Genomic DNA, 16,883 nt, shown 5'->3' with positions numbered 1-16,883 from the left:
ACTGCTCTAGCCGATCACCAGCTTCACGCCGAGATCCCGGAGCTGATCCGCCATCTCCTGGGGAATGCCGGGATCGGTGACGATCGTGTCCACTTCGTCGAGGCCGCAGACGATCGCTCCGGAAGAGGAGCGGAACTTCGAGCTGTCCACCATCAGGATCACCTCCTCCGCCCGGTCCATGAACCGGCGTTCGGCGGCGACCAGGATCACGTCCTGCTGCATCACGCCCTGAGGGCCCACTGCCGCGGCGCCCATGAACAGCTTGGGCGCATGGAAGCGCGGCATCGAATCCTCTCCGGCAGGCGCGAGGACGATGTTCTGCTCGCGAAACACCGTGCCCGAGGGCAGCAGCACGCGCGTTCCCACTTGCGGCAGCAGGGCGTGGACGATGTGCAAGGAGTTCGTCAGAACCTGCATGTCCAGCCCGTCGAGATAGGGGCACATCTGGAGCGTCGTGGTGCCGCCGTCGATCATGATCCCTTCGCCGGGGCGGCAGAGCCGGGCGGCGGCGCGGCCGATGGCCTGCTTGGCCGGCAGGTTCTGAGTGATCGACTGCTCGAACGGGGTGCCGGCGAGACCCTCGGGCCCTTCCGGCTTGTCGTCCTCGGGCAGCTTGGCGCCGCCGTGGACGCGCAGGATATGCCCCGCCTCTTCCAGGCGGGTCAGGTCGCGCCGGATCGTGGCGGGCGAGGCGTCCAGCCGGGCTTCGAGAGAACGATAGCTCACGAAGCCGGTGGCGGCGACGGATTCCAGGATCAGGCGTTCACGTTCGGTCGAGTGCATGCGGTTTCCTGTCGCCGTTACCCTGTCGATGCAATCGTTTTCGCTCAATTGCCGCCGTGTCGCCCCTTACAGAGCGACATGGGCCTCGATCATGTTGCCGATGCCGATCACGACGGTGGCGCCTACCAGAAGTCCGATCCCGGTCCAGACCATGGTGCGCGTGCGGGATGAGGCGCCTTTCCATTCGCGCAGCGCGAAGCCCCACAAGGTCGAGAAAAGAATGATCGAGGCCATGTGCAGCGTCCAGGAGGAAAAGCCATAGCGGCCCATCTGGCTCTCGCCCATGGTGTAGAAGAAGAACTGGAAGTACCACAGGGTTCCGCCCAGCGCCGCCAGCAGATAGTTGACGAGAAGCGGCGCGCGGCGGCCTTCGGCAGGGTCGGCCGAGGCACCGAAGAACTGGCCGAAGCTGCGGTTGCGCCGGATCAGCAGCGCGCACCAGATCGCGTTCGTGGTCAAGCCCCCCGCGAGCACCACGCAAAGCACGGGAAGGCCCTGGCTCAACGGATCGGTGCCGGCGGCCAGCGTCAGGTCGCGGATGGGCTGCCCGGCATCGAGGCCCCAGGCGAAACAGCCCGACATCACGCCGGAGAACACGGCGATCAACAGACCCTTGCGCAAGTTGAATTCGGCGACTCCTTCCGAGGCTTGGGCGCCCAGTTCCTTGTCCTTCGCACTGCCGGCACGGGCCACCACCACGATGCCGGCAAGAGTGATGGCGATCCCCAGCAGGGTGAGCTGCCCACTGGTGCGGGTGGCGATCTCGCCCAGGGTGCCGTGGAAGATCGGCGGCCCCATCGTGCCGATCACCGTCGTCAGGCCCAGCGCCACCGCCATGCCCAGTGAGAGCCCGAGGTAGCGCATCGTCAGGCCGAATGTCAGCCCTCCGAAACCCCACATGAGTCCCCAGAACCAGCACCAGAAAAGAGTCGCGGCAGGTGTCGCTCCCAGTACGCCCAGCAGATTCTCGGTGCGCAATGATGCGAAGAGCCAGGGGGCGATTGCCCAGGAGAACACACCGCCGGTCAGCCAGAAGACTTCCCATGACCAGAGCTTGATGCGCTTGTAGGGGACGTAGAAGCTGGCGGAGGCAAAACCGCCGAGCCAGTGGAACAGGACGCCGAGCGCCGGATTGCCTCCCATCGAAACGTGATCCTCTCTTTCAGTTATCGTATCTTGTCAGCGGGCCAGGATCGTTCTGTCGATCTCCGCGATTTTCGTGGTGCCGGTGAGCGCCATGGCGACGCGCATCTCGGCCTCGATCAGTTTCAGCATCTTGGTGACGCCGGCTTCGCCGCCCGCCGCCAGTGCCCAGGCCCAGGCCCGGCCGAGCAGCACGCCCCTGGCGCCAAGCGCGAGCATGCGCACCACGTCCAGGCCGGAGCGGATGCCGCCGTCCGCCAGCACCGTCATGCGGTCGCCCACCGCCTCGGCGATGGGCGGCAGGGCGCGGGCGCTGGAGAGCACGCCGTCCAGCTGCCGGCCGCCGTGGTTGGAGACGACCAGCCCGTCCGCGCCGAGCGCGGCGGCTTCCTTGGCATCTTCGGGATCGAGAATGCCCTTGATGACCAGCGGCCCTTTCCATTCCGAGCGGATGAAATCGAGATCGCGCCAGTTGATCGAAGGGTCGAAATTATTACGCATCCAGGCGAAGAAGTCCTCGATGCCGGTCTTGCCCAACAGCACGGGTGCGACATTGCCCAGCGTATGCGGGCGGCCGTGAATGCCGACGTCCCAGGCCCAGGCCGGTCGCGCGGCGGCCTGGGCGAAGCGCCAGGCCGCGCCCTTGAACCCGCCGGTTCCGGCAAGGCCGGTGTGATAGTCGCGGTAGCGGCTGCCGGGGACGGGCATGTCCACCGTGAACACAAGGGTGGAGCAGCCGGCCTCGACGGCTTTCGCCAGCAGGTCCTTCATGAAGGCGCGGTCGCGAATCATGTAGAGCTGGAACCAGAACGGCTTGCTTGCGGCCTTGGCGACTTCGCCGATGGTGCAGGCGCCGACGGTGGAAAGCGTGAAGGGAATGCCCGCCTTGTTCGCCGCGCGCACCGCCTGGCACTCCCCGCGCCGGGCATTGAGGCCCGCCAGGCCGATCGGGGCGAGGGCGACGGGCAGAGCCAGCTTCTGCCCGAATATCTCCGTCGAGAGATCGAGCTGCGAAACGTCGCGCAGCACCCTCTGCCGCAGGGCAAGCTCGGCAAGGTCCGAGACGTTGCGGCGCAAAGTCGCCTCGGCATAGGAGCCGCCGTCGATATATTCGAACAGGAAGCGCGGCAGCTTGCGCCGGGCAGCCTCGCGAAAGTCCGGAACGGAAGCGGTGATCATCAGGCCAGCTCTCGCATATGCGCGCGCCATTTGTCGCGATAGGCGAAGAGGTCGCCTTCCAGCGGTTCGACGTGCCGCAGGCCGCCCTGCGCCTGAAGCAGCGGATTGATCAGCCGCAATGCGCCGAACGAGACGTCGTTATGCGCGTTCGCCACGTAGACTTCCGTTTCGGGACGCAGCGCCGCCAGGGCGCGGACGAAGACTTCCGCATCGGCGAACCGGCCCTCGATCAGCAGGCGCTCCTTCGATCCGATCAGGTCGAGCGAAGTGTCGGCCACCATGGCCGCATAGAGGCAGATCGCGGCACGGCGGGCATACCAGGTGCCGGCCCATTCCTCGGGTTTGTCGACCCATTCCGCCTTGCCATCCGGGAAAGGCCCGAAGCCGGGCGCCAGGGTCGGCATCATCATCGTGCCGCGCGCGAGCAGGCCGGGGACGGCCTCCATCAGCTTTGGCTGGTCTGGGCGGATGTCGACGCGGCGGGTGTCGATCTGGATCACCGACTCGATCTCGCGTCCGCCCATGAAGCGCGCCGAGGGCACCGGCCAGCCATAGGCATCGACATTGACGAGCGTGTCGCGCGCCTCGGGCAGCGACGCGATCGAGAATGTCTCGGCCGCGAGACGCATGGCGATGAACCATGTGCCGGTCGAGAGGATCGTCGCCTCCTTGCGGGCGATCGCCGTGAAGCCGCGCGCGGCGAGGAGGGCAGCGTTCGAATCGTGAAGACCCGCGAGAACCTTGGCGGTTGGCGGCAAGCCGGATTCGGCGGCGATCTCGGCGCGCAGGGTGCCGACGACGTCGCTGGTCTTGGCGACCGGGGCGAAGCGTTCGGCCCAGCCGAAGCGTTCGGCCATCGGGGAGAAGCGGGCGTCGGCAGGGCACCAGAGGTCGGTATGGCAGCCGAGGCTGGTCACTTCGCTGGCGACCTGGCCGGATAGGAACCAGGCCCAGTACTGCGCCCAGGGCACCAGCGTGGCGCCGGCCATCTTCTCGGGGTGGAGCCGGGCCATCCAGTAGACCTGGGTTCCGAGATTGAGGCCGTCCGGAAGGGCGGGAGAGCCGGTGAGCGTGAAGGCGTCCCGTTCGCGGCGATAGTCCGCCATGATCTCTGCGGGAACAGCCTGTTCGTAGTCGAGCGGCGGGAACAGCAGTCCTCCGCCCCCGCTGCCAAGCGCGGCGAAGCCTGCACCGTGCGCCACGGGGATGATCGCTTCCACCGGATGGCCCGACCAACCACGCAGCGCGGCGCGCAGCCACCCGCCGATTCCCTCGACATCGAGAACGCGCAAACCCTCGTGCTCGCACAGGGCATTGGGCCGCACCTGACGGTCGAGCATGCGCCCGCCGCGCGTCCACAGCGTCACCTTGCTGAGGGTCTTGCCGATATCGACGACGATGAAAGTACCCGTTCCCGTCATGCCTCTTCCAATCTTGCCGTTCTGACCAATTATGATTGACTTTGGTGATCGAACGTGATCGTTTTGTAGCGAAACAGATTGCTCATGCAAGCACGAATTGGTAGAGGATGACTATGGATACCATGACCGCTTCTCGCACCGCGGCGATACCCTTCGCCGTTCCGACCAGCCGCTGGGATGATTCGCTCGCCGCGACGCTTTCGCCCGAGCAATTGCTGCTCTACCGCTCCAATCTGCTCGGTTCCGACCTCACCGTCACCAACTTCGGCGGCGGCAATACTTCGGCCAAGCTGACGGAAGTGGACCCGCTCACCGGTGCCGAAGTGGAAGTGCTCTGGGTGAAGGGCTCGGGCGGCGACATCGGTTCGATGAAGCTCGACGGCTTCGCAACGCTCTACCAGGAAAAGCTGCTCGGCCTCGAGGCGCACTACGCCGGGCCGGAAGACGACGATAAGATGGTGGGCTACCTGCCGCACTGCACCTTCAACCTCAACGGCCGTGCCGCCTCGATCGATACCCCGCTGCACTCGCTGCTGCCTTTCGCACATGTCGATCACGTTCACCCCGATGCGATCATCGCGCTGGCGGCCAGCTCGGGCGGCGAAGCGGCGACGCAGGAAATCTGGGGCGGCAAGATCGGCTGGCTCGGCTGGAAGCGCCCCGGCTACACGCTCGGCGTCCAGCTGCGCGACTTCGTGGCGGCTAACCCCGGCGTGGAAGGCGTCATGCTGGCGGGCCACGGCATCATCTGCTGGGCCGACACGGCCAAGTCCTGCTACGAACACACCGTCGAGCTGATCGCCGATGCGGCGAAGTACCTCAACGCCAAGCTCGGGGAGAAGCCGGCGTTCGGCGGTGCCGCTCATGGCACATCCGAAGACCGCGCGGCCATTGCCGCCGACCTGATGCCGCGCCTGCGCGGACTGATGACCGGCGCGCGCCGCAAGGTTGGCCACTTCTCCGACGATGCCGAAGCGCTGGAATTCGTGAACTCGGTAGAGTTCGAGCGTCTGGCCGGTCTCGGCACGTCGTGCCCCGATCACTTCCTGCGCACCAAGATCGCTCCTCTCACGCTTGACCCTTCGCGTCTTCAGGACCAGGACTATCTGGCTCAGAAGATTGCCGATTATCGCGACATGTATGCCGCCTATTACGAGCGCTGCAAGCGTCCGAACTCGCCTGCGATGCGTGACGCCAATCCAGTGGTCGTGCTGGTGCCGGGTGTCGGCCGCATGACCTTCGCCACCGACAAGACCACTGCGCGTCTTGCAGGGGAATTCTACGGCAACGCCATCAACGTGATGCGCGGCGCCGAAGCCATCGGCGACTACATCGCGCTGGACGAGCAGGAAGCCTTCGACATCGAATACTGGCTGCTCGAGGAAGCCAAGCTCCAGCGCATGCCTGCGCCGAGGCCCCTGGTCGGCCGCGTGGCGCTCGTCACCGGCGGCGCAGGCGGTATCGGTGCCGCCACTGCCGCGCGCCTGATGGCGGATGGCGCCTGCGTGCTGCTGGCCGACCGTGACGCCGATGCCGTCGAGGAAGTCCGCGCCGGTTTCGCCAAGCAGTTCGGCAAGGACGTGGTCCGCTCCGCCGTCTGCGACGTGACCGACGAAGCGCAAGTTTCCGAGGCCTTCGCCGTGGCGGCGCGCGAATTCGGCGGGCTCGACATCCTCGTCGCCAATGCCGGCATCGCGTCGTCGGCCCCGATCGAGGAAACCACGATCGAGCTGTGGAACCGCAATTACGACGTGTTGGCGCAAGGCTACTTCCTCACCAGCCGCGCCGCCTGGCCGCTGCTGAAGGGCATGAAAGAGCAGGGCGGCACCTCGGTCGTCTTCATCGGTTCGAAGAACGGCGTGGCCGCCGCCACCAATGCCTCTGCCTATGCTTCGGCCAAGGCGGCGGCGAACCACCTTGCCCGCTGCCTGGCGTTGGAAGGTGCGCCGCACGGTATCCGCGTCAACGTCGTCAACCCCGATGCGGTCATCAAGGGCAGCAAGATCTGGGACGGCGACTGGCGCAAGGAACGCGCGGGCGCTCACGGCATCGACACCGGCAAGGAACTTGAAGAGCACTACCGCAACCGCTCCATGCTGAAGCGCGACGTGCTGCCTTCGGACATTGCCGAGGCGGTCTATTTCCTCGCCGGCGACCAGTCGGCGAAATCGACCGGCAACATGATCAATGTCGATGCGGGTAACGCTCAGGCATTCACGCGCTAATAAGAGATGTTTTCGGGGAGCGCGCGAACCGGTGCGTTCCCCCGAACGGGCTAGAGGATAGAAGAATGAGCAGATTGCCGATTTCCGATGAGCTGATCGCCGAAGCCAATGCCCGCGCCGCGGATGCGCTGGAGGACGACTATGCCTCGCTCGGCCGCAAGCTGGAGCGTTCGGGCATCGCCATCGACGCGATCAAGGACAAGGTCGCCGCCTTCTCGGTCGCCGTCCCTTCGTGGGGCGCGGGCCGGGGCGGCACGCGTTTCGCCAAGTTCCCCATCGCGGGCGAGCCGACGAATATCCACGAGAAGCTCGAAGACTGCGCCGTCATCAACCAGCTTTCGCGCCTGACGCCGCGCGTCTCGCCGCACTTCCCCTGGGACAAAGTAAGCGATTACAAGGCCCTGCGCGAGGAAGCCGCCAGCCTCGGCCTCGGCTTCGATGCGGTGAACTCCAACACCTTCCAGGACCAGAAGGACCAGGCCCACACTTACGCCACCGGCTCGCTCTCCTCGACGATCGAAGCGACCCGGCAGCAGGCCGTCGAGCACAACATCGAATGCATCGAGATCGGCCGGCAGCTCGGCTCGACCGATCTGACCGTATGGGTGGGGGACGGCACCAACTTCCCGGGCCAGCAGGACCTTGGCCGCAGCCTCGACCGCTATCTGGACGCAGCGGCACAAGTCTATGCCGCGCTGCCGGACGACTGGCGCATGCTGCTGGAACACAAGATGTTCGAACCGGCGTTCTACTCCACCGTGATCAGCGACTGGGGTTCGTCGATCCTCGCGGCGCAGGAACTCGGCCCCAAGGCCAAGTGCCTCGTGGACCTGGGCCATCATGCGCCCAACGTGAACATCGAGCAGATCGTCGCCCGTCTCCACCGCTTCGGCAAGCTGGGCGGCTTCCACTTCAACGACAGCAAGTACGGCGACGACGACCTCGATTCCGGTTCGATCAACCCCCACCAGCTGTTCCTGGTGTTCAACGAACTGGTCGAGGCGGAGCTGGCCCCGCGAGACGGCTTCAAGCCCAGCTACATGATCGACCAGTCGCACAACGTGACGGACCCGATCGAATCGATGCTGTCCTCCGCCGAAGCCATCGGCTCCTGCTATGCCAAGGCCCTGCTCGTGGACCGCGAGGCGCTGCACCTTTCGCAGGAAGCCAACGACACGATGATGGCCTTCCAGGCGCTGCGCCGGGCCTACAACGTCGATGTCAGCCCGATCCTTGCCAAGGCGCGCGTGGAAGCGGGCGGCGCGGCTGACGTGCTGGGCGTCTACCGCGAAAGCCGCTGGCGCGACCGCAAGGCGCAGGAACGCAAGGCTGTGGGCCTCGGCGCCGGGATCGTGTGATCTTTTTCAATACCTGAACTGCCGCCGGGAAGGGCAAAAGCCCTCCCGGCATCGCCTGCCGCCAAAACCCTTCGGTTTCGGTGACCGGTGCAAGAAGACAAGACCATCACCATGGATCCGGGAGGGACTATGCCGATCCTTACGCTGCGCACTCTGCTGTGCGTCGCCACCGCACTCGTTGCCGTTCCCGCGATCGCGCAGGAGCAGGCGCCTGCTCCTGCGACGGCGGATGCCTCTGCCGCACCCCTGGAAGAACAGTTCCGCGATCCGCCCAATTCCGCGCGTCCGCGCGTCTGGTGGCACTGGATGAACGGCAATATCTCGAAGGACGGCATCGCCAAGGACATGGCCTGGATGAAGCGCGTCGGCATCGGCGGCCTCCAGAACTTCGACGCCAACCTCCAGACGCCGCAGGTGGTGGACAAGCGCCTCGTCTACATGACGCCCGAGTGGAAGGACGCCTTCCGCTTCGCCGCGCGTGAGGCCGACCGGCAGGGGCTGGAACTGGCCATTGCGGCCTCGCCCGGCTGGTCCGAAACCGGCGGCCCCTGGGTAAAGCCGCAGGACGGGCTGAAGAAGCTGGTCTGGTCGGAAACCACGATAGCTGGCGGGAAGCGCCTGACCGGGAAGCTGGCTGCCCCGCCCTCCAGGACCGGGCCCTACCAGACGCTCGGCGCGCCGCTGTCCATCGAGGAAATGATCTCCGGTCACCCGGCTCCTCCCGGACCTTCGCATTACGGCGAAGTCGGCGTCTTCGCCTTCCCCGAGCAGGTAGAGCCCGCCCTCGTGCCGGCGCGCGCGGTCGATGGACTTGGCAATGTGCTGTCCCCTGGCAAACTGTCGGACGGCGACCTGGGCGAGGGCGTGACGCTGGCGCGCAAGGATGGCCAGGCCCCCAACCTGCGGCTCGAATATGCCAAGCCCGCCAGGGTCGCCTCTGCAACGGTCTTCGTGCCGGGCGTCGTGGTGCCTTTCGCTGGTGCCGCCTTCACCGCCGTGCTGGAATCGAGCGCCGACGGCAAGGTCTGGACGCAGATCGCTCCGCTGACGCTCGGCGCGGTGCCTACCACCGTCAGCTTCCCCGTCGTCACCGCCGCGCATTTCCGGCTGGTGCTCAATTCGCGCAAGCCCGATGGCGGTCTGGGCTCCCCGGCGCCGGGCATCGTCATGAACGGCTTGTTCGACGGCGTTGGCGCAGCGATGGCGAAGAAGCCGCTCGTGGTCGGCACTTTCGCGCTTGATACAGGCGCCAGAGTCGATCGCTTCGAAACCAAGGCCGGCTTCGTGATGAGCCGCGACTACTATGCGCTGGAGGAGCCGAAGGATGGCGCCACCGGCATCGCGCCGGCCAGCGTGATTGACCTGACGGACAAGCTCGGGGACGACGGAACGCTCGACTGGCAGGCTCCCGCGCTTCCCGAGGGCCAGCGCTGGCGGGTGCTGCGCATGGGTTATTCGCTGCTCGGCACCACCAACCACCCCGCGCCGCCCGAAGCGACCGGGCTTGAGGTGGACAAGTTCGATGGCGATGCGGTGCGGCGCTATCTCGACCACTACATCGGCCTATACAAGGAGGCCGCCGGACCGGACATGGTCGGCCAGCGCGGTGTGCGCGCCCTGCTGACCGACTCGATCGAGGTGGGCGAGGCGAACTGGACGCCGAAGATGCTGGAACAGTTCCAGCGCCTGCGCGGCTATGATGCGCGGCCCTGGCTGCCGACGCTGACCGGCGTACTGGTCGGCACAAGGGCGGAGTCCGACAAGTTCCTCTACGACTATCGGCGCACCCTGGCAGACTTGCTGGCAAGCGAGCACTATGGCACGGTTGCCAAGGTGGCGCACGAGAACGGCCTGAAGGTCTATGGCGAGGCGCTGGAAGACAAGCGCCCGATGCTGGGCGACGACATGACCATGCGCAGCCACACGGACATACCGATGGCCGCCATGTGGACCTTCCGCGAGGAAGGCCCGCGCCAGACGCTGATCGCCGACATGAAGGGCGCGGCCTCGGTCGCGCATCTCTATGGGCAGAACCTTGTCGCGGCGGAATCGATGACCGCCTCGATGTCGCCCTGGGCTTTCGCGCCCAAGGATCTCAAGCGCTTCATCGACATGGAGTTCGTCAACGGCGTCAACCGCCCGGTGGTGCACACTTCGGTCCATGTGCCGGTGGACGACAAGAAGCCGGGCCTCTCGCTTTTCATCTTCGGCCAGTATTTCAATCGGATGGAAAGCTGGGGCGAAATGGCGAAGCCCTGGGTGGACTATATCGCGCGCTCCTCGCTGCTGCTCCAGACGGGGCGGAACGTGGCGGACGTGGCCTATTTCTACGGCGAGGAAGCGCCGCTGACCGGGCTCTACGGCGACAAGCCGGTGGCCGATGCCCCGGTATCGCACGCATACGATTTCCTTAGCTACGACGCCCTGACCGGCCTGCTCTCCAACGACGGCAACGAAGTCGCGGCACCCAGCGGCGCGCGCTATAAGGCGATCTATCTTGGCGGTTCCTCGCAGCGCATGACGCTGGGCGCGTTGAAGAAGCTGGCGGCGCTCGTCGAAGGCGGAGCGACGGTGATCGGCGATGCGCCGGTGTCTACGCCCAGCATGTCGGACGGAGAGGCCGGCGAATGGTCGGCACTTGTGGCGAAGCTCTGGTCGGGCAGCGGTGACGCAGCGGTCGGAAAAGGGCGGGTGATCGCGGGCAAGGACGTGGAAGGCGCGCTGAAGGTCATCGGCGTCGCTCCCGACTTCGCCTTTGCCGGGGCGGAGCAGGGCGCGAAGATTCCCTTCGTCCACCGCCGCGACGGGCAGGGTGAAATCTACTACCTCTCCAACCCGCAAGGCCCGCAGAGCATCGAGGCGCGCTTCCGCGTCACCGGCAAGGTGCCGGAACTCTGGCACCCCGAAACCGGAACCAGCGAGCCGGTAAGCTACCGCATCGAAAACGGCCAGACCATCGTGCCGCTCTCGCTGGTCGAAGGCGATGCGGTCTTCGTGGTGTTTCGCAAGGCCACTACGAAGCAGAGCCTGACGCTGCCCGCGAAGTCGGTGCAGACGCTGGCTTCGCTCGACGATGGCTGGACAGTGCGGTTCCAGGCCGACCGAGGCGCTCCCGCTTCGATCGAGATGGCGAAGCTGGCGCCGCTGGAGCGGAACGCGGATGCGGGCGTGAAATACTTCTCCGGCGAGGCGACCTATTCACGCAGCTTCACTCTGCCCAAGGGCGCGAGGGCCGGGCAGTCGCTCTGGCTCGATCTCGGGCAGGTGGGCGATCTGGCGGAAGTCACGGTGAACGGCAAGCCGGTAGGTGCGGCGTGGCACGCGCCTTATCGGGTCGACATCGGCAAGGCCGTGAAGAGCGGCGCGAACACTATCGAGGTGAAGGTGGCGAACCTCTGGGTCAATCGCCTGGTGGGTGACGCGCAGCCTGGTGCCAAGCCAATCACCTGGACGGCGATGCCGACCTATCGGGCGGATGCGCCGCTTCGGCCTTCGGGTCTGATCGGGCCGGTTGTTCTGGAGAAGTAAGAAGAGGAACTCCTGGGGGATGATCCCCCAGGCCCTCGGAATGTCGACCTTGCGCGCGACCTATCGGCAGTGCGCTCCCTGCGGCGCAGCCATTATGTCTCCCGACGCAAGGGGCGCGCCAAGGGATAGTGCAGGGCGGGTCATCGACAGTTATGGGGGTGCAGGGGGTCTATGATCCCCTGCTTTTCCCGTCCCCCTTCACTCCCCATGCGCATGCGTGGACTTGTCCAGATGCGGCCGATGCCCCGTCATCCGCAGGTAAAACCGCGAGAAATACGAGGGGTCCGAAAAGCCCAGTTCGTTCGAAACCTGCACCACGCTGGCGTTCGCGAAGCAGAGCAGTCGCTGCGCCTCAAGCGCCAGCCGGGCGTGGAGCAGTTCCTGCGGCGAGCAGCCCAGCTTCGCACGGCATAGCCGAGAGAGCGTGCGCGCGGTCATGCCCAGCCGCTCGGCATACCAGCCGACCGGCAACTGGTCGCGAAAGTGCAGTTCCACCAGGTGGCGCAGGTGCGAGATGCGGTGGTCGCCGCTGCCTTCGTCGGCGGCCTGTTCCTCCGGCAGCAGCGAACGCAGCAGCGCCTCTGCCATGGACAGGAACAGCGCGTTCGGTCGCCGCCAGTCCTGCGGTACAGCGAGCATTTCGGCGCAGAGAAATTCAATCCGCCCGAGGATCTCCGACGGTGTCGTTGCGAAGCGGCCGTAGGTTGCGGCGTGGAGCAGCGGATCGCCGGGGCTGCTCCGCCGCTCCGCGAAACCGCTGCTGAGCATCAGCACATAGCCCAGGGTCTCCGGCTGGAAGCGGAAGCCGTGAATGCTGCCGGCCGGGACCACGATGTGACAGGGCGCTTCGAGCGTCTCGGTGGTATCGTCGATGGTGAGCGTCACCTGTCCCTTCGATACCAGCATGACCTGCACGCCCCGGACATGGCGATGCGGTGCGATTTCCCAGTCGTGCAGGGAACTTCGCGCGGCGATCGTCTCGATATGCCCGAATTCCGCAGAGCTTTCGGGAATATCCTCGCCATAGAGGACATAAGATGGAACGGGCCGGGCAAGTGTCATGGCATGTCTCGAAAGTACCGGAAGAATGGCCGTCCGGTGCATTCCGTCAGACCACGCGGCCTGTCAATCCCGGGGTCGTAGCGAGGCTCCTCGGTCAAGTCGGCCAGAAGGTCGAAGAGCGAGCCCGCAGCTTTGGAATTGGGAGAATGCGAACATGCGCAAGCAAGTAGCCATCATCGGTGCCGGTCCCGCCGGCCTCCTCCTCGGGCACCTGTTGCGGGCCGAGGGTATCGACTGCGTCGTCGTCGAGCGCCAGACCGGTGAATATGTCCTGTCGCGCATCCGCGCGGGCGTGCTGCAGCAGGGCACCGTGGCGATGATGGAGCGCCTTGGCCTCGATGCCCGCATGAAGCAGGAAGGCCTGCCGCACGACGGCTTCAACCTGGCCGACGGCGAGCGCCTGATCCGCATCGACATCAAGGCGCTGACCGGCAAGCAGGTCATGGTCTACGGCCAGACCGAACTCACCCGCGACCTGATGGAAGCGAGCGAGGAACGCGACCTGGAAGTGATCTATCAGGCCGCCGACGTCGCTCTTCACGACATCGAAAGCAACGCGCCCTACATCACCTATACAAAGGACGGCGCCGAGCACCGCATCGACGCGCGCTTCATCGTCGGGTGCGACGGTTTTCACGGCCCCTCGCGTCAGGCGATCCCGGCCAGCGTCGGCCAGACTTTCGAGCGCGTCTATCCCTTCGGCTGGCTGGGCATCCTGGCGGACGTGCCGCCCTGCAACCACGAACTGATCTACGCGCACCACGAACGCGGCTTCGCGCTCGCCTCACAGCGCAGCCAAACGCGCAGCCGCTACTACATCGACGTGGCGCTGACCGAGAAGCTGGAAGACTGGAGCGACGACCGCATCTGGGACGAACTCTCGATCCGCCTCGGTCCCGACGCCGCCGCGCATATCACGCGCGGGCCTTCCATCGAGAAGTCGATCGCGCCGCTGCGCTCCTTCGTCTTCGAACCGATGCGCCACGGCAGCCTGCTGCTCTGCGGCGACGCCGCACACATCGTCCCGCCGACCGGCGCCAAGGGCCTCAACCTTGCCGCCAGCGACGTTCACTACGCGCACGAAGCGCTGACGGCTTTCTTCAGGAAGGCCGACAACGACGCCATTCCCGCCTATTCGAGCAAGGCCCTGCGCCGCGTATGGGCTGCGGAGCGCTTCAGCTGGTCGCTGACGAAGCTCATGCACCGCTTCCCCGAGGACGGACCGTTCGAGCGCCGGATGCAGCTTGCGGAACTCGACTACATCGCGTCGAGCGAACATGCGCGGCGGGTCATCGCCGAGAATTACGTCGGTCTGCCCGTCTAAGGAAAAGAGGAAGTTCCGGGGGATGATCCCCCGTACCCTCGAAATGCAGAAGTCGTGCGCCGCCTATCCGCCGTGCCTCCTTTCGCCGAAGCCGATACGTCTCCCAAGGCAGCCCCGGGCGCATGCCCTAAAGAGAAGGGCGCATCGCAGATAGTAACGGGACGCAGGGGTGATCCCCCTGCGTCTTTTCTTTTCTGCGCCCTTCGACAACCCTTCACTTACCTATGCGTTTCGGCTCCGAGCAAATTGCAGCGAGGGGACGATGCGACATGGATCGGAAAGCCGGCGATCGCTACCGGATGTCCCTTTAAACGGCTGCAGAGCGGCTTTTTCGCCTCCGAGGCAAGAACTTGGGGTCTTCGCATGCGCAGCATGATTGCCTCCGCGCGCTTTGCTGCTATCGCAGCCCTTGTGCGAAATCCTGTTGTCATCCGCCGCGCACGCGGCCCCTTTGTGTCGGCGCTCGGCGTTGGGCTGAGCCTGGCGCTTGCCGGGTGCGCTACGTCCAAGGCGCCCGAGACCCATGCTGCCCTGACGATCGCGCCGCCGGTGGAAGCTCCGCAGGACGGCGACTGGTGGAGGGCGGCGGGCGATCCGCTGCTCGCCAATCTTATCGAGCGCGGCCTTGCGGCAGATAACGACCTCGCCTGCCGCGCTGCTCGGCTTCGCGAGCAGGAAGAAACCGACGCATCCGCCTCGCGCCGGCTCTCGGGCAAAGTCCGTGCCTTGGTCGGCAAGGATGAGGCGCCGGAGCGTGACGCGGCGCGCATGGCCTGGGCCTATGCCTACGCACAGGCCCGTGCCGACCGCGCGACCGAGGTGGCGCTGGCCTATGTCCAGGTGCGCCGCCTCCAGCAGATCCTGATGCTGCGGACCGAGCGGCTCGACCAGTTCCGCGACAATGCCGTGATCGCCGAGTTCCGCCGCCAGGCCGGTCTTGTCACGGCGATCGATGGCGGGCTGGGCAACAGCATGGCGGGCGTGGCCGATACCGATGTTGCCGCTACCCGTGCCCGCTACGACGAGGCGCGCGGCAGGCTTTCGGCGCTGACGGGCATGACCGACACCGACCTGCTCACGGCGCTGGGAGACAAGGCCGATATCCCGACCTTCGCGGCCCCGGCATCGCCGCCGTCCGAGGCCCGCGGCGCTTCTTTGCACCGGGCAGACCTTCTCGCCTTGCGCAGTCGCCTCGAAGCCAGCCTCGCGCACGAGAAAGTGACGCAGGAGCAACTGGATGCCGCGATCGGTGCGCCTGAAGACCCGGCCACGCCGCAGGCTCTGCGGGACGCCTTGCAGAAGCTGGCCAAGGCGGAAGAGGGCGCGCGCGCGGAAATCGCCTCTACCCGCGTGGCGCTTGCAGCTTTCGACAAGCGCGAGGCTGCGTTGGCCGAGACGGCGGCCCAGGCCAAGCGGGCCGTCACCGATGCGCGTTCGGCCTACAGGGCCGGTTTCGGGGATTTCGCGACGCTCTACGTGACTGAAGCGGCGGCGCTGGCGGCCGAGGAAGCGCGTGTCGGCCTGAAGGCGGACCGTGCGGCGACGGTCATTCGCCTGCACAAGCAGGAAGGCTTCGGCTGGTCCGCCGCCGATCTCGATCCGCCGGTGGGGACAGCGACCTGTGACTAACGCCGAATCGGGGGAACTCGATACATTTCTGGGCGCCGGCAGAAGGCGGGGGCGGGGGCATTTCCTCACCGTGGCGCTGCTGGCGCTGGCGGCGGTCGCTTCGGTGATGCTGCTGGTCCGGTTCCTGACCGGAACGGATTCGCCTTACTACACCGCCCTGGTCGAGCGCGGCGACGTGGTGCCGCTGATCTCTGAGCAGGGGACGATCCACGGCAGCGGCGAAGTCGCCTTGGCGGCGACGCTGGACGGCACCGTCACTGCGGAAGGCGTCCCTGCGGGCGGGCGCGTGGAGGAAGGGCAGGTGCTCGCCACCATCGACGCGGAGCCGCTGCGCAGCACGCTCGCGGCCGACCGCTCGCTGGTCGCGGCCGCCGAAGCCGACCTCGCCGCCGCGCGCGCCGCCCGGGACGAGGCGGCAGCGAAGCTCGGTCGGTTCGAGGATGTCTGGCGGCGTTCGGGGCACCGGGTTCCGGCGATCAACGAACTGGAGAGCGCCCGCAGCGCGGTCGCGCGCGCGACCCGCGAAGTGGCTGCGGCACAGGCGCGCATTTCGGCGGAGCGCAGCCGCCTCAAGGCCGATAGCGAGAAACTGGCCGCCGCTGTGGTGCGCGCACCTTTCACCGGCTTCGTGGTGGATCGCAATATCAGCACCGGCCAGCGGGTCCGCGCCGGAATGCGGCTGTTCACGCTGGCCGCCAGCGACGAGACGCTCGAGATCGAGGTTCCCCTTGCCAAGGCGGGCAATGCCCAGATTGCCGCCGGCACCGTGGCCCGGGTGCGGCTCGATGCCATGCCGGACACCGTCCAGCAGGCCACGCTCGCACGGATCCTGCTGGATCGCGCCGATGCCCCGGGATCGCGCCGGGCGGCTTTTGCTCTGGAGAACCCGCCCGAAACGGTGCGACCAGGCATGGCTGCAACGGTCGAGATCGCGCTGCCGGCACGCAAGGGCGTGATGCTGGTGCCGGACGGGGCGCTCACCTTCGATCCGGAGAACTCGGCTGATCGCAGCCGGGCACGGATTTATCTCGTTTCGCCGGACGGGGAGCCGCGCCGCGTCTATGTCTCGACGGGCGCAGGCGACGGTAAACGAACCGAAGTTTTCGCCAACGACCTCAAGCCCGGTGACGAAGTGATCATCGGATGGCGCAACCCGCCCTCTCGCTAACGGCGCTGTGATCGCGCCCGCCCATAGAAGGACCCTTCAGGCGCAACGAAACTTTGGTTTCGT

The 16,883-nt window shown here is 66.3% G+C and carries 11 protein-coding genes; 6 read left to right on the top strand and 5 right to left on the bottom strand.

The window, feature by feature from the left end; all coding sequences use genetic code 11:
* Window positions 1-6: 6 nt before the first annotated feature.
* The 4 genes from L284_RS27430 to L284_RS27415 form a co-directional block, all read right to left on the bottom strand.
* Complete coding sequence (locus L284_RS27430; RefSeq protein ID WP_021232475.1) at window positions 7-783, bottom strand: DeoR/GlpR family DNA-binding transcription regulator; 777 nt, start codon at window positions 781-783, stop codon at window positions 7-9.
* Between the two features lie 66 nt (window positions 784-849).
* Window positions 850-1,926, bottom strand: a complete 1,077-nt coding sequence (rhaT, locus tag L284_RS27425; protein ID WP_021232474.1) for an L-rhamnose/proton symporter RhaT — start codon at window positions 1,924-1,926, stop codon at window positions 850-852.
* 36 nt (window positions 1,927-1,962) lie between these two features.
* On the bottom strand, window positions 1,963-3,105 hold the full coding sequence (gene lldD / locus L284_RS27420; RefSeq protein WP_021232473.1) for an FMN-dependent L-lactate dehydrogenase LldD: 1,143 nt from the start codon (window positions 3,103-3,105) through the stop codon (window positions 1,963-1,965).
* Window positions 3,105-4,526 (bottom strand): FGGY-family carbohydrate kinase, encoded by a 1,422-nt coding sequence (locus L284_RS27415; RefSeq protein ID WP_021232472.1) that lies wholly within the window; start codon window positions 4,524-4,526, stop codon window positions 3,105-3,107. The genes lldD and L284_RS27415 overlap by 1 nt, the downstream gene beginning before the upstream one ends.
* Window positions 4,527-4,648: 122 nt before the next feature.
* On the opposite strand from L284_RS27415, the gene L284_RS27410 reads away from it, so the two are divergent.
* The 3 genes from L284_RS27410 to L284_RS27400 all read left to right on the top strand — a co-directional run bounded on the left by L284_RS27410 (window position 4,649) and on the right by L284_RS27400 (window position 11,637).
* Window positions 4,649-6,751 (top strand): bifunctional rhamnulose-1-phosphate aldolase/short-chain dehydrogenase, encoded by a 2,103-nt coding sequence (locus tag L284_RS27410; protein ID WP_235054268.1) that lies wholly within the window; start codon window positions 4,649-4,651, stop codon window positions 6,749-6,751.
* 65 nt (window positions 6,752-6,816) lie between these two features.
* A complete protein-coding gene (rhaI, locus tag L284_RS27405) occupies window positions 6,817-8,109 on the top strand; it encodes an L-rhamnose catabolism isomerase (protein WP_021232470.1) in 1,293 nt (430 codons plus the stop codon).
* Between the two features lie 129 nt (window positions 8,110-8,238).
* Window positions 8,239-11,637 (top strand): glycosyl hydrolase, encoded by a 3,399-nt coding sequence (locus L284_RS27400; RefSeq protein ID WP_031341419.1) that lies wholly within the window; start codon window positions 8,239-8,241, stop codon window positions 11,635-11,637.
* Window positions 11,638-11,835: 198 nt separating this feature from the next.
* Here L284_RS27400 and L284_RS27395 read toward each other — a convergent pair whose 3' ends face one another.
* Complete coding sequence (locus L284_RS27395; RefSeq protein ID WP_021232468.1) at window positions 11,836-12,699, bottom strand: helix-turn-helix domain-containing protein; 864 nt, start codon at window positions 12,697-12,699, stop codon at window positions 11,836-11,838.
* A gap of 154 nt (window positions 12,700-12,853) precedes the next feature.
* On the opposite strand from L284_RS27395, the gene pobA reads away from it, so the two are divergent.
* The 3 genes from pobA (at window position 12,854) to L284_RS27380 (ending at window position 16,820) form a co-directional block, all read left to right on the top strand.
* Complete coding sequence (pobA, locus tag L284_RS27390; RefSeq protein ID WP_021232467.1) at window positions 12,854-14,023, top strand: 4-hydroxybenzoate 3-monooxygenase; 1,170 nt, start codon at window positions 12,854-12,856, stop codon at window positions 14,021-14,023.
* A 453-nt stretch (window positions 14,024-14,476) separates the two neighbouring features.
* Complete coding sequence (locus L284_RS27385; RefSeq protein WP_235054266.1) at window positions 14,477-15,652, top strand: TolC family protein; 1,176 nt, start codon at window positions 14,477-14,479, stop codon at window positions 15,650-15,652.
* Window positions 15,645-16,820 (top strand): efflux RND transporter periplasmic adaptor subunit, encoded by a 1,176-nt coding sequence (locus tag L284_RS27380; RefSeq protein ID WP_031341417.1) that lies wholly within the window; start codon window positions 15,645-15,647, stop codon window positions 16,818-16,820. Before L284_RS27385 ends, L284_RS27380 begins: the two co-directional genes overlap by 8 nt.
* The last annotated feature ends 63 nt before the right edge of the window (window positions 16,821-16,883 follow it).

The sequence above is a fragment of the Novosphingobium lindaniclasticum LE124 genome (genome assembly GCF_000445125.1).
GTDB classification, from domain to species: Bacteria; Pseudomonadota; Alphaproteobacteria; order Sphingomonadales; family Sphingomonadaceae; genus Novosphingobium; species Novosphingobium lindaniclasticum.
This window is presented reverse-complemented; position numbering and strand designations above follow the sequence as displayed.